Raw genomic sequence first — 14,501 nt, 5'->3', positions numbered from 1 at the left:
CTCACCATTTTGAAGTCTCGCTACTTCATTTTTATGCTGTGATATGCCAATTTTTAATTGCTATACGGCTTTTGTCAGTTCCTCTATGTTCTTGCCATACTCGGTTTTTTGTTTTTTCATCCCTTCTATTTGAGATTCAATCTGATTCCCTTGATTGTCATCACCTTTATAGTTCTTGTTGTGTTGTATGAATTTGATTATCATTATTTTAAATTAAGTAATACTCTATCCGATCAATGTTTTTCAGCTAATATACATTTGACATATCAAAAAAGCAGACTAAGTTTTCAGAAGAAAACAAAATCTGCTTAATTAATTTCCATATCAATGTAGTTTAGAAAGACATCAAGTAATTTTCCTTATAACCTAATAATACTTCTTCCATCTTTTTCATAAGGTCAGGGATACAACTCATCAAGTATTGTAACAATTGGTCCTGAGTAGCACCGTCTTGTAGCATTTGATCAAATTGCTTTAACTGATCTTCATTAAGCATTGGTTCAAAGTGACTTACTAAATTTGAACCAAAATCATCATAAAGTCTTTCTGATTCCGTTTTCAAAAAATCTTGAGTTACTTCTTGATCTTTATATTTTTCCTTTACAGCTTGATTCATAAATGCCAATACATTTGGATCTCTATCCAAAACTGCTGGATTTAGTTGACCATTAACCATCATTGGCTGATTTGCAACAGGATTCATTTGTGCTTGAGGTTGCTGCATTTGTTGCATAACAGGTTGTGGACTTTGTGGATACATACCAACTGGCATTTGATTGTAGTTTGGCATAGGAGCTTGAGGCATCATCGGTCCTACTTGTTGAGCAGGTTGTTGCCATGATTGCATTTGTTGCATCATTTGCAGTTGCTGATTGTACCATGCTGCATATTGTTCAGGACTCATCGGAACTTGCATTCCTGGATTCATATTTGTTGGTTGAGGTGTGTTTGGATTCATTGTATATATTTTTAAGAAAAAATCTAAATAATTAATATATTAAATTGTTATTTAAGTAATGAATAACTGTCGAAAACATTGTACTACATGACATCATCAAGAGTAAGACTGCTAGCAAAATCTTTTGAAATCTATTGAATTTTATACTGAAAAAAAACGATAAAAACAAGAATGCCACTGCTGTCAAAAAGGAAAATATTGTGAGTATAAAGAACAATGCTTCTCTATCATAATTACCATTCCCAGCGGTAAATCCTAAACTCAAGATAAACAAAGTTGCCAAAAATTGAAAAAATACAATAATGCTTGTGAAAAACCAAGAAATCATCCCAGTTTCCTTCGTTTTCTCGACACAACAATCCTTATGATTTTTATGATCTATATTTTGTGATTCCATAATAAAATTTATTTTTATACTTTTATTTCTAACTTTTTAATAATTAATTGGGATAGTTATCAATTAAGCATTCACTGTTTCTGTTTTTTGAACATTGGATGCCTTACCTACTCTCAATACCATTCTTTTGTTGTCAACAAAAACTTTTGCCATAACTCCAGCTACTAGTCCTCCAAGTAATTGAGGAAGCAAATAAACACTTAGTAAATTCAAATTTGCATCATTAGCAAAATATTTTGAAAAATCACTCGATGCATGGACCAAGTTTGTTCCAAATGCAATTGCAGGATTCAAACTGCCTCCACTAATATTTGACATCAAAAGTATAGAAGCAAATATCAATACACCTAATGTTAGGCCGGTAAATTGATTTGACTCTTTTCTCTTATTGTAAGCAAGTGCCATTACTGAAAAAACCAACAAAGCAGTAAACAGGAATTCAAAAAATGCAGGAATCCACCAGTGCGTAGCATCTGAAACACTAGATAAAGGATATTGCGTATATGCATAAGCAACAACTGCACTATATGTAGTAACTTTCGATATAGCATAAACCAACCATGCTGCTAAAGATGCTCCGAGTACCTGTGACGCAACATATCCCAAAAACCTCTTCCAAGTTATCTCACCTTTCACCAAAGCACCAAAAGATATTGCTGGGTTGAAATGTGCTCCTGAGTATTCTCCAAAGACATAAACCATAGTAGCAAAAAGGCCTAAAGCTACAAATGCAACTACAAAAGCACCGTTTGGTAATGCTAATAATATTCCTAATGTAAATAAAAATGTTGTAAGAAATTCTATAAATAATGCTTTATATTTGTCCATAATAGTAAATTTATATTATTAAATAATTATTGATAAAGACAGTATCTGTATTTTCTAATCTTTTTTAAAATAAATCAAGTACTTTTCTAATTATTTTGTTATTTTGAATTGTTGTATTCCCCTACCTTATCAAAAGTCTTTTCTGAAAAAACTCTTATTTCCCCATTGTTTGATAAGATATAAATATAGTCATTTATATATATCGCTCTATCTACATTGTATCCATCTATAGCTTTTTGTAGTTTCAATTCATATTTCTCATCAATCGTAAACAAGTATCCACCCTGATAACCGGGTATGAAGAGCAAATTATACTTAGGATCAAAAACGAAAGCATGAGGGTTGTACAGAGATTCTGAACCGTATTCATTCAATATATACTTACTCACTTCACTTGGTTCTGCAGAATTAGTTACATCAAATACTGATAATTTCAGATTTGAACCCTCCATTCCGACACCAAGAATGATATTTTCATCAATTTCATGCAAGTACCCAGAATATCCCGGTATTTTGAACTCTCCAATCTTTTGAGGGCTTTTCGGATCGGAAAGATCTATTATATAAAAAGGGTCAGTTCTACGAAATGTTACCAAGTACAATTTATCACCTATATATCTTGCAGAATATATTCTTTCTGTTAATCCTAGTCCTGTCAGTTCACCAGTTACGTTTAGATCTTCGTTCAATACATAGACATCATTTTCTGATAATGATCCATTGTTCGATGGCAGAGCAATTAATGATTCAGCAGTCTCATTGAACCTTCTACTAGGTTGCATCTGCGGCAGAAAGAAATTGGTTGATAAATCAATAGTTGTAGCAACTCTTAAATTTCCTTTATATTCATCTATTGCATATTGATTCAAAAGCTGACCCGGGAACCTACCTTGAGCGATTACTGACATATTCTTCAAGTCAATTTTCACTACTTTTGTTGCAACTAGACTTCGCATATTTCGCTTTGCATATTCTGCCATCTTATTATTCAAATCATTCGACATCTTCAATGAAAGATCAGAGTCTAGTGAATCAAAGTACTTGCTCATCAAATCATAAATTTCATTCAATTTGGAAGTTGATGAAATATCATAATTCAATATCTTCTCAATTCGCAAAATCACCTGATTTGAAAATATACCTACTCCATCAGTTTTAAGAAAATCAAGTATAATGTATGGGTAGTTCTGTTCTTCTGGGTAGCTTAAGTAGATATTATCTTGATTCATGTAAATTAGCGCCGAATAGTTTGTCATTGCAGAAAATGTACCTTCTACTTTCGCAGTCTTAAGATCAAACTTAGTTATAGTAGTCAAGTTATTCGAATTATATGTATTTTTTGGGAAGTAAATACTCGTACAATCCAAATTTAATTGCTCATTTGCTATTTTATACAAAGGCAATACACAATTTTCATAATTGGCAGTATATTTGCTAGTCGTTACAACAAGTTTACCTTCAACGATCCTAGCTTCCTGATATGACTGATTCTCATCCAAGTCAATTTGCCATATTTTTTGAATATTTGTTGGATCTGACACATTATAGCCTACAATTTTTTGTTCCGTAATTTCCTTACTATCGTTATAGTTAGTAAAATCAAGCACAACCAAAATATCATTATAAAGAAGCATATCACCTCCTGTTTCCAATTCTGCAACTTGCTTTAGATCCTCAACTGGTAAAGCATTTAGTACATTCGTCTTGAATTGATAAGGGAAGTAGAAATCAGGATAAATTTTACTTTCTAGCCAATTCCGTGTGCTTTTGTCTTGATTTTCTACAGACAGAAATATGCTTTTGCCGTTTGTTTTTACTTTGTCAGGCTCATCTATCCCAACCACTCTTGTATTTGTTTCAGAATATCGATCGATAGAGATTGGTGCTGATTCGGCAGGAGTGGCAGTCAAATCATTTAGGGTAACTTTCATTCCTCCATCAAAAGAGTATTTCCTTGTCTCGTAAACTTTTGCTAGATAATCTCTGAATTCCAATTCATTGCTAAACTTCTGAAAGTTAGTCAGAAAAATCAAATCCCTGTTTTGATTTTCTATCCCGACATAGTCATAATTACGGGTTTCAAAAACTTTCTTTATCAAAATCAGTGTACCTGTACAGAAAAATAATAAAAGCAGTAAAAAAAGAAAGAAAACTAAGAACCTTTGTTTGTTGTTCATATTATTTGAATATAAAATTTCAAAAAAATTAAGAATAATTTTCGAATAATTACTTTATATCAAAATTTGAAAAACATTACAAAATACCTTCCAAATGTCCCTCCAAAATTGAATCAAGGTTGTACCAAGATTTCTTTGTCCTGTGATCAGTAAGTCTATTTTGAGGAAAGTTGTATGTTTTGATTTTGTCTGACCTATCTCCAGTTTTTATTGAGGTTTTACGAATATCTGTAATGTTACCCTCCCTTTTTTCCAGTTCAATTTCATATAACTTTGATCGAAGGATAGATAATGCTGCCTCTTTGTTTTTCAATTGAGATCTAGAATCTTGACAACTAATTACGATTCCAGTTGGAATGTGCGTGAGCCTTACTGCAGAATCAGTAGTATTGACACTTTGGCCTCCTGCTCCAGAACTTCTAAAAACATCTATCTTCAAATCTTGTTCATTCACCTCTACTTCATCCTGTTCTATTATTGGTAGCACGACTACTGATGCAGCTGAAGTATGTATCCTGCCAGCTGTTTCTGTTTTTGGTATCCTTTGGACTCTATGAACCCCTGATTCACTTTTGAATGTTCCAAAAGCATTTGCACCAGATAGTTTGAAAATGATTTCCTTAATACCTCCTGCACTAGCTTCGTTCATATCCATAATTTCTACGACAAGATCTTTAGTAGTCGAGTACTTTGTATACATCCTATACAAATCTCCTGCAAAAAGCGCAGCTTCTTCTCCTCCTGTTCCAGCCCTGATCTCGACTATACAATCGCCAAAATCTTTTGGATCGTGAGGTTTCTCTAGTTCAGTTAGTTTTGCTTCATTCAAACTCTTCTCTTCTTCCAGAGTAGTTATTTCTTCTTTTGCGATTGTTGCAATATCATAATCACCTGAAGACATCAGTTCCCTACTCTCTTTAATTTCTTTTTCAATTCTATCCAAAGTTTCATTTATGCTTTTAATTTCTTTCAAATGTGAAAATTCAGCATTCAATGATTTCAGTCTTGATGGATTTGAATATAGTTCTTGAGATGGAGAGAGAAGTATTGCTTCCAACTCTTCAAGCCTTTCTGATTGTACTTTGGTTAACATAACACGGACATTATAACAGAAGAACTTCTCAATATACTAATTACATCCATGTTCTGTCTTGTCAATTCTTCAATTATACATACCTTTGGGAATAAATTTACTTCTTCTCTCTATAACTTGCTTCTTCTTTCATAAATTGAAGTTCAATCTCTCCTGTTGGACCATTTCTATGTTTAGCAATTATCAAAGTTGCATCATCAGTAGCACCATCTTGATTCTCACCCCTAGTAAACATTGGTCTATGTAGAAACATAACTATATCTGCATCTTGCTCAATAGATCCTGATTCACGCAAATCAGAAAGTTGAGGTTTGGAGTCAGCACCCCTTTGAACTACTGACCTTGAAAGCTGTGATAATGCTACAACTGGAACTTGGAGTTCTCTAGCTAAATTTTTCAACTCTCTACTTATCTCAGAAACTTCCTGCACCCTATTCTCTTTTCTATTTCCTGCAATCAACTGCAAATAATCAACAACTATTATATCCAAACCTTCATTCATTTTGAGTTTTCTTGCCTTCACTCTCATTTCTGATATATTGATACCTGGTGTTTCATCTATAAATATATCTGTCTCAGCTAATTTTTCTTCTGCTTGAGTTATTTTGTGCAAAGCTACTTCAGATATCTTGTTTGTACGGAGGTTGAACACTGCAACTCCAGATTCTGCAGATACCATTCTTTGGATTAGTTGTTCAGCAGCCATTTCAAGAGAAAAGAATGCAACTTTCTTGTTTTCTTTGATTCCCATATGCCTGACAAAGTCCAATGCTAAAGATGTCTTTCCCACAGAAGGTCTTGCTCCGAGAATTATCAGATCAGAACCTTGAAATCCGCCAAGCATTTTGTCCAATGTTGCAAAGTGCGTCCGAATCCCCGGATACTCACCTTTATGTTTGTGTAGCTCTTCTATTTTTTCATAATATTGCAATAAAAGATCAGAAACTTTTGCGAAATCAGACTTGATGCTTTGCTCGCTTATAGACATAATGTCTTGTTGAGCCGTATTTACTACATCTGACAAAGATTTCGTTTCATCTCTAGATAATGTTGCAATATCACTACTTTTGGATATTAGCTTTCGTCTGATAGATGATTCTTTGACTATCTTTGAGTAGTCTTCAACTTGCGATGCAGTAGGAAGTAGACTTGCCAACTCTATCAGTTTCTTTTTTCCTCCAATGAATTTAAGTCTATCTCGTTTTTTCAAAATATCTGCAAGATTGACCAAATCAATCCTTCTTCTGTCATTGAACAATTCCAGGTAACATTCATAAATTTCTTTCAATCTATCATCATAAAAATCTGACGATTCAAGTATCGGAGTAATTCTGTATATGGCTTCTTCATCAACCAACGCACATGATAAAACATATTCTTCTACTTCTGTATTGTGTGGTAGAGTTGGGGTCATATAATTGAAATAATTGTTTAATTTATCAAGACTCTATTTCTATATTCAAATTAAGCAAATGCAAAATAATGGTATAATGATATCAACAACATTATCAAGTCGATAGATTAATTTTCTCTGTTAGATTATACTATAAAATTCGAAATCAGTTTCCAAGTTTTTTGAAATGGACAACATCACAAGAATTCTGACAAAAGACAATCTGAAGAGGAATGGCTATAACTTGATTGCGAATCTAAGCAATATTGAATTTCACGAGATCTGTCAATTTGCAATTAATGAAACTAAACAACGTCCTGAATTAAAAAGTCCGGAAAAAGACAGTGTAAACTTCGATACTATAAACTTAGTTTTGAGAAACATTGAAAGAAAACTTGATATGCAAGTTCCTGTTGCACAAATAGTAGGAAGTATAAAAATCGGAAATCTAGAGTTGCAAATCACTCCAGATGTTTTGATTCCTAGAGTTGAAACCGAGGGATTGATTGAACTTGGCAAAAGTCTAATATTTGGAAAGATGCAAAGTAATAATTGTAAACCACTCACCATACTCGAGGTTGGGATTGGCAGTGGATACATCTCTTTGGAAATCGGTAAAACATTTGAGGCATACAAAGTTGTACATTTGATAGCTATCGAAAAGTCAAGACAGGCAGCTAGAGTTGCACGGAGTAATTTGCGATCTAACAATATCAAGAATGTTGACATTGTTGAAACAAGCATAGAAGAGTTTTCAACAGACACAAAGTTCGATCTAATCATCTCAAATCCTCCGTACATACCTACTCGCTCTAAGCATGTCTCTAGAAAAGTGAAGCTAAACGAACCTACAATGGCACTTTTTGCAGGACAAGAAGGGTTAGATCTAGCAAGAGAGATACTTCAGTTTGGGAAAACTCATTTGAATGAAAATAGTCATATACTACTCGAGCTAAACTCAAAATCACAAATTTTGAAATTGGAGAAAGAATACAAACACTACTTCAAATTTCAATCATTCAAAGATACTTTTGGGAAATGGAGATATACACAGGTAGAACAATTAATAGACTAAGTTAAAGTGATAAATAGTTAGAAATTGCAATTTCATTCCAAAGTTATTACCTTGACCTCTTGACTATCACTCTGTGTGAAATCACTATCTTTCACTTTCAACTTTTTGATTTTCTCAATTTCTGAACTATATTCTTTCTCAAATCCAGCTAATCCATTACCCAGATCAAGCAACAAGACTTGTTTTGGCTCCATGTCTTGTATCATTTCAACTTTATTGTCAAATAAGCTCATACTTGATATTTCAAGCACGAGAAGATCTACATTTCCCAGTTCCTCTGAAATAGTTTTAGGTATAGCATTTATAGTTTCTGCTAAATAGCACACACCGATATTTTCAATGATAATTTTTGCAATGTCAAAACCTCCACTATTCCCACTATCATAAGCATATACAGAAATATCTTTTATTTCATATTCACCTGCACCAGAAACAACAAACTTTTCATGACTTTTGTAATCAAAGCTTTGATCATTAGTCAGAATAAATGCAGTATCTTGCTCAACTTCAGAACTTTCAGGATTGAAAAGTATATGATTTAACTTGTCTTCAAATTTATAACCCTTTTTTAACTTTGAGATTGTCATATTGTCTATAATTTATAATCAAATTTATTAAATGCTACTTGCACTACTTGTCGTTGATTTACTTGAACTTACAGTCGTTGAGTTTTCATGCATATTTATCGGCTTTGCATACTTCACAAGCCTGTGACTATTTATGCCAACCGGCGTACATGTATACAGTGTAAGTTGAGGTTCATCAGTTGGATTTTCGATTCTAGCTTCAGTAGGCAACACAGTCTCCTCTGTGCTGATTTGATAATCATACTCCTTACCATCCCAATATACTATGATATAGTCACCTATTTTCACTTTATCTAAATTATAAAAAGATGATTGTTCTTGAATTTCTTGTGGCAAAAAACCATAGCCAAGCCTATGACCAGTCAAAACCATATTTGAGCCTTTGATTGGATCACCAGTTCCCGGTCGCCACCAAACACCATATGACAAAGTACTTTCATCTACACCCTCGAGTATAGGCAAATCGACATTGATACTAGGAATAACCAATCTTCTTCCTTCTGGTATGCCTTTTTTATTATCAACAACTTTCTCACTATTTTTGTCCGCTTGCTCTTTGATCAAGTTTTCGATCTGAGTATCGTATGTTAAGTAAACCTTTCCCTTGTCAAACAAATTATATTTGATTCTTGGCAAAAAAGGAGAAACTAAAAAATACAGTCCTACAAAAAAAATTATTGATATCAGTATCTTCAATAAATTTCTTGAAATTGAGAGTTTACCTATCCTCACTTTGTTTGATACTGGTTGACTTAAATTATCTCTAGTTTGCATGGTCATATTTAGAAATTTGAATAATAAAACTTCCAAAAGAAATTTCAAGAAAAATTATACTACAAGTTTGCATTAGTATCTAGTTCTATTTTGACATTTGAAAATTTCAGATAACCACTCTTGATTTTAGTTTCTTTTTAATTCTTTGTGCGTGAATACAGATTTTTAATTAATAATTAATTTTACTTCTCTTTTCGACAAACCTGAACGCAGAGTAATTTCACTTGCAATAAAACTATGCGTATACTAAAATATGCCACACATTCAATATATTGGACATACAGAGCTTATATATACAACTTAATGTACGTAAAGGATAGCGAACAAATTTCAATTAATTATTCAACACTTAACAAAAATTTCTATGGAAAATATTTCATGTCCAAAAAACTTTAAAAAAATTACCCTGATTGTTGCATTTGTGATTTTCGCAATAGCTGCAATATTTTTTCTGACAAACAGAGATAAAACTTTAGAAACTATAAATGGAGCAAGCAAATCGAGTTTATCAACAAGCCAGACTTCTGAAGTTATTTCTGAAGGCAAAACCTTCACTTTCACTAATGGCATAGAGGGTGCAAATGCTTTCGTAGCAACACAAAATGTATTTGAAATAAAGTTTGAAGACTATCCGGGCATAGGAAAGTTTGTAACTTCAATCAATGGCATCATTGCAAATAATAACGGCTATTTTTGGTTGCTAAAAATAAATGGTGAAGATGCACAATCTGGAGCCGAAGATACAATTTTGAAAGCAAATGATAAAGTTGAATGGGTATATACCAAAATTGATTAAGATTGATAATAATAGATACTCTAATAGTTACTGAAATGTACCAATTGTCAAAAAATACAACAAGTAAATTCCCCAGTTTCAAAGATCTTTTTGGAGCTTTCATCGTTTTCTTTGCAAGGTTTGTGAACTTCATGCCAAACTTCTCCCCTGTTGGCGCTTTCGGTTTCTTTGGCAAAAATCCCATACCTTATTTTCTAGTCATTGTTGTGTTCGACATTATTTACAAGGGCTTTTATACTGGATTTTTGTATACTTATTTAGGATTTTTCCTTTACTTTGTACTTGGACGATATGCAAAAGAAGATACAAAAAAACAAGTTTTACTTTTGCCACTAGCATCTATACTTTTTTTCTTGGTTTCAAATTTAGGAGTTTATCTAAATTGGTACCCAAAGGGCTTTGACAATCTTTTACTTTGCTATGTAAGTGCCCTACCCTTTTTCAAGATGACTATACTGTCTGACTTGTTTTTCGGATACGGGTACTTGATAGTACTAAAATTTATCAGAGTTGCTCAAGACAATACAAATCTACCTACATTACTTAGAACAAAACTTATACAATCAAATGACTAAATTTCAAACTAAAAAGATGAGTATCATAATACTTATACTGTTTTTAATTACATTCTTTCTCCCACTTTCAACGCCTTGCGTTGGCTATGGCAGTACTTGTGCATCAGCGCCAGACAGTAATGGTGAATATCACACTTCCACTACAATCAAACCTTTGGGCTTTCGACTACTCGAGCGAGTTTTTGATGTAAATTTACCAGGCATAAGCAAAGATATTTTTCATAAATTATAAGTTTTGATCTTTGAATGTAGGCATCTAATTATGTCTATATTCTTTTCACCATTTCAAACTCAAATAAACCTCTTCGCATCAAATATTGTTGCATTGTCATCTCCATAACTATTTACCGGATCTTGCGAAGTCCAGTTCGCTTCATTTGACTTGTAGTTCTCAACTTCAGCACTGCTCTTGACTATATTTTTACCATATTTTTGGTTTATCTTGTCAACCGCTTTCATCATATTGCTCTTTTTGTTTTTCAATTTCAAAGTTTGCTCATTATCAAAAAGTTCAACTTGATCAAAACTTCTGTCAGTAAAATTTGTCAAAACTACTCCCATTTTTTTGAATCTTGTATTTGGTTTATATGCTCTTTGAAGTAAAACTTTGCAGTGTTTGATAAGTTCTGGAGTAAAGTCGGTTGGAATGATTTTCAATTCTTCATACATACTATATTTTTCAGCTTTTTCAAATCGAGAAGTTGAGAGGTAAACTGAAATTTTGCCACAAAGTGAATTTTGAGAGCGAAGTTTTTCTGAAGCTCTACTTACAAACTTTGCTAATTTACTTTCAAGCACTTCATATTCAAAAATCGGAGTTGTAAATGATCTGGAAAACAAAATCATCTTTCTCGCTTCAAACTTTTCATTTATTTCAATTACACTAATTTCATTCAGTTCTTGAACAATTCGAACAAGATTAATATTTCCAATTTTCTGAGCCAGTTTGAGATCCATTTGCCTCAAATCTTCTGCATTATAGATATAGTTTACTTGCAGTTTTAAGTTTAACTTATAACCAACTCCCCAAATATCTTCAATTGGAAAGTTCTTCAAAATACTACTAAACTCAACATCTCCAAGTATATCTTTGTCTAAAACAAAAAACTTGTAGCCTTTTTTGGCTAATTTACTAGCAATTTTACATAAAACCTTAGTTTTTGCAATTCCTATAGAAACTGGAATTCCTGTTTGATCCCATATTTTATCAATTATCTTTTTACTAAATGTTTCATAATCTTTTTCATAATTTGAAATAGTTACAAAAGCTTCATCAATTGAGTAAATCTCAACAACAGGAGAAAATTCATTCAAACATTTCATAACTGATCTTGAAATTTTGACATAATATGGAATATCAGTAGGAATGACTGCAACATGATTTTTCTCAATCAAATCTTTTATTTTGAAAATTGGATCACCAGTTTTGATACCAAGTTTTTTTGCTTCATTTGATCTAGCAATAACTGCACCTTGCAAACCTGAAGCTACAACTATTGGTTTATCGATCAGACTTGGGTTTCGTTTCCGTTCACAACTTGCGTAGAAATTGTTGCAGTCGATTAGGGCGAACATGGGGAAATTATAACAAAATGCATGATCGATCTCTGTTTGCAATATTTTACTGAAAATAATAGAATTATATTATACTTATGTATCGACTTATCTATAAAAATATAATAAAAGATTTTACAAAAGAAAATTCATGTCTAAATATCAAGACTTATCCAAAGAAGAACTCTTAAAACTTGTTGAAAAACAAGAAAAAGAGCTAAAAACTAAAAAGTATGGGCTTGTTTGGGATAGTGAAAAAGAACCAGAACAAGTTGTTTTGGATTGTGAAAATAATATTCCGATTTTACAGAGAATAAAAGAAAAAGAAATCAAAACTGATGATAGTGATGATAATATTTTGATAGAAGGAGATAATTATCATGCTCTTACTTGTCTCAATTATACTCACAAAGGGAAGATTGATGTAATTTATATTGATCCTCCGTATAATACTGGAAATAAAGATTTTGTTTATAATGATAAATATATAGACAAAGAAGACGGATATAGGCATAGCAAGTGGCTAAATTTTATGGATAAAAGATTAAGACTTGCTAGAAATTTACTAACAGAAAAAGGAGTTATTTTTATTAGTATTGATGACAATGAGTTTGCTCAGTTAAAATTGTTGTGTGATGCTGTGTTTGGAGAGAATAATTTTTTAAATCCCATTATTTGGCACAAGAAAACACAACCATCTTTTTTGACTAGAGAAGTAATAAATGTAACAGAATATGTGTTAGTTTATAAAAATTCAAATAATAAATTAGAATTTAAAGGAGGGATGACTGATCCTAATAAGCATATAGAAATGTTAAATAAATCAAATTCTATAGCTGTAAGATTATTTAAAAAAGAAAAAACAATAATAGGCTCTAAATATAATGGAGAATTAAAATCTGGAATTTATGGGAATGGAGAACTAAAAGTTTATCTCAAAAATGATTTAATTATTGAAAATGGAATTGCAAATGAAGACATAATTTTAGAAGGAAGATTTAAGTGGTCTCAAGAAAAAATAAATGAAGCAATTAGTAGTGATAATGGAATTATATATATAAAAAGCATAAAAACATTAAGAGCGACATTAGAAATATCAAATAGAGAAGCTGGAATTAAAGCACCAATTAGTTTATATAGCAAATATATAAATGATGGAGCGACAAATACAGATGCTACAAATGAATTAAAAAATTTGTTTGATGGAATTTCTCCTATGGATTATCCCAAACCAACAAAATTAATTAAATATCTTATAGAGAGTATTACTTATGAAAATAAAAATTCTACAATCTTAGATTTTTTTGCTGGGTCAGGCACAACAGGACAAGCGATTTTACAATTGAACAAAGAAGATAATGGGAATCGTAGATTTATTTTATGTACTAATAATGATTTAAACGGAGTAGGAAGTGAACTTGCAGAAAAAAATCCAAATGAAGACAAAGAAAAATTTGGAATTTGCCAAAGAGTAACATATCCAAGGTTAGAAAAAGTTATCAAAGGTTATAATAAAAATGGAAATGGAGAATTTATTGAGGGTCTAAATGGTAATCTTCAATATTTCAAAACAGATTTAATACCAGTAGAAAGAATTGATAATATTAATGATCAGCAAAGAAATAAACTTACAGAAAAAGCAGGACAAATGATAGCTATTAAAGAAAATACTTTTGAAGAAGTAGAAACAAACCAGTGGTATCAAATTTTTGAAAACAAAGATAAAAGCAGAAAAACAGCTATATATTTTCGTGAAAATATGGATGAATTTGAAAGTTTAGTAAAAAAAATAGGTAAGACAAAAACAGTCTTGTATGTTTTTAGTTATTCAAGAATTGATAAAAAAATATTTAATTATCTTGGTAAAAATATTGTTTTGGAAGATATACCAGAACCAATATTAGAAATTTATAAAGAAATCAATTTAACTTTAAGAGAAAGTGTAAGAAGGTTTAATTTAAATAATGAGATAATAAGGGCTAAAAAGCATATAGATAATTCAAATAAAGAAGATGGAGCCAGAGTTCTGCGAATATGTATGGAACACATCACTCATGAAATATGTTTTAAAAATTCCATAGAATTTGAAGGTAAAAAACTATCTAATCTTAATGATGAAATTAAGAGAATAAATATTTTTGATAAAATATTTTGGGAGAAAAACAAAACTTTTATCGTTATCGGAAATAATGCAAGTCATGGAGATTATACTGGTTTTGATTTAAAAGATTTGCAAGATTTTTATGATCATATAATAAATATGATAAACACTTTTAATATTAAATAAAACACTA

At 31.6% G+C, this 14,501-nt stretch carries 14 protein-coding genes; 4 read left to right on the top strand and 10 right to left on the bottom strand.

The features are described from left to right. Window positions 1-60: 60 nt before the first annotated feature. The 7 genes from IPJ91_00670 to dnaB all read right to left on the bottom strand — a co-directional run bounded on the left by IPJ91_00670 (window position 61) and on the right by dnaB (window position 6,867). Window positions 61-204: a hypothetical protein gene (locus IPJ91_00670; GenBank protein QQR93654.1), complete on the bottom strand. Its 144-nt coding sequence runs from the start codon at window positions 202-204 to the stop codon at window positions 61-63. A gap of 130 nt (window positions 205-334) precedes the next feature. Further along, a complete protein-coding gene (locus tag IPJ91_00665; protein ID QQR93653.1) occupies window positions 335-958 on the bottom strand; it encodes a hypothetical protein in 624 nt (207 codons plus the stop codon). A gap of 31 nt (window positions 959-989) precedes the next feature. Next, window positions 990-1,355, bottom strand: a complete 366-nt coding sequence (locus IPJ91_00660) for a hypothetical protein (GenBank protein ID QQR93652.1) — start codon at window positions 1,353-1,355, stop codon at window positions 990-992. 63 nt (window positions 1,356-1,418) lie between these two features. Then, window positions 1,419-2,183 (bottom strand): aquaporin family protein, encoded by a 765-nt coding sequence (locus IPJ91_00655; GenBank protein QQR93651.1) that lies wholly within the window; start codon window positions 2,181-2,183, stop codon window positions 1,419-1,421. A 98-nt stretch (window positions 2,184-2,281) separates the two neighbouring features. Next, on the bottom strand, window positions 2,282-4,360 hold the full coding sequence (locus IPJ91_00650; GenBank protein QQR93650.1) for a beta-propeller domain-containing protein: 2,079 nt from the start codon (window positions 4,358-4,360) through the stop codon (window positions 2,282-2,284). Window positions 4,361-4,436: 76 nt separating this feature from the next. After that, window positions 4,437-5,453 (bottom strand): peptide chain release factor 1, encoded by a 1,017-nt coding sequence (gene prfA, locus IPJ91_00645; protein QQR93649.1) that lies wholly within the window; start codon window positions 5,451-5,453, stop codon window positions 4,437-4,439. A 97-nt stretch (window positions 5,454-5,550) separates the two neighbouring features. Next, on the bottom strand, window positions 5,551-6,867 hold the full coding sequence (gene dnaB / locus IPJ91_00640) for a replicative DNA helicase (protein ID QQR93648.1): 1,317 nt from the start codon (window positions 6,865-6,867) through the stop codon (window positions 5,551-5,553). A 166-nt stretch (window positions 6,868-7,033) separates the two neighbouring features. On the opposite strand from dnaB, the gene IPJ91_00635 reads away from it, so the two are divergent. Then, entirely contained in the window at window positions 7,034-7,921 is an 888-nt protein-coding gene (locus IPJ91_00635) for a HemK family protein methyltransferase (GenBank protein QQR93647.1), read from the top strand. Between the two features lie 32 nt (window positions 7,922-7,953). Here IPJ91_00635 and IPJ91_00630 read toward each other — a convergent pair whose 3' ends face one another. Both IPJ91_00630 and IPJ91_00625 read right to left on the bottom strand, forming a co-directional pair. After that, the gene (locus IPJ91_00630; protein QQR93646.1) at window positions 7,954-8,508 is read right to left on the bottom strand and encodes a hypothetical protein; all 555 of its coding nucleotides are present in this window, start codon (window positions 8,506-8,508) and stop codon (window positions 7,954-7,956) included. Between the two features lie 27 nt (window positions 8,509-8,535). Further along, window positions 8,536-9,288: a class E sortase gene (locus IPJ91_00625; protein ID QQR93645.1), complete on the bottom strand. Its 753-nt coding sequence runs from the start codon at window positions 9,286-9,288 to the stop codon at window positions 8,536-8,538. 358 nt (window positions 9,289-9,646) lie between these two features. Between IPJ91_00625 and IPJ91_00620 the strand changes: the two genes are divergently transcribed. Then, a complete protein-coding gene (locus IPJ91_00620; protein ID QQR93644.1) occupies window positions 9,647-10,078 on the top strand; it encodes a DUF4430 domain-containing protein in 432 nt (143 codons plus the stop codon). A 44-nt stretch (window positions 10,079-10,122) separates the two neighbouring features. Further along, a complete protein-coding gene (locus IPJ91_00615) occupies window positions 10,123-10,653 on the top strand; it encodes a hypothetical protein (GenBank protein QQR93643.1) in 531 nt (176 codons plus the stop codon). Between the two features lie 291 nt (window positions 10,654-10,944). Here IPJ91_00615 and IPJ91_00610 read toward each other — a convergent pair whose 3' ends face one another. Continuing rightward, on the bottom strand, window positions 10,945-12,228 hold the full coding sequence (locus tag IPJ91_00610) for a hypothetical protein (protein QQR93642.1): 1,284 nt from the start codon (window positions 12,226-12,228) through the stop codon (window positions 10,945-10,947). Between the two features lie 130 nt (window positions 12,229-12,358). Here IPJ91_00610 and IPJ91_00605 point away from each other — a divergent pair, with 130 nt between their 5' ends. Next, window positions 12,359-14,494, top strand: a complete 2,136-nt coding sequence (locus tag IPJ91_00605) for a site-specific DNA-methyltransferase (protein ID QQR93641.1) — start codon at window positions 12,359-12,361, stop codon at window positions 14,492-14,494. Window positions 14,495-14,501 lie beyond the last annotated feature (7 nt).

The organism is bacterium (assembly GCA_016699595.1).
Classification (GTDB): Bacteria; Patescibacteriota; Dojkabacteria.
This window is presented reverse-complemented; position numbering and strand designations above follow the sequence as displayed.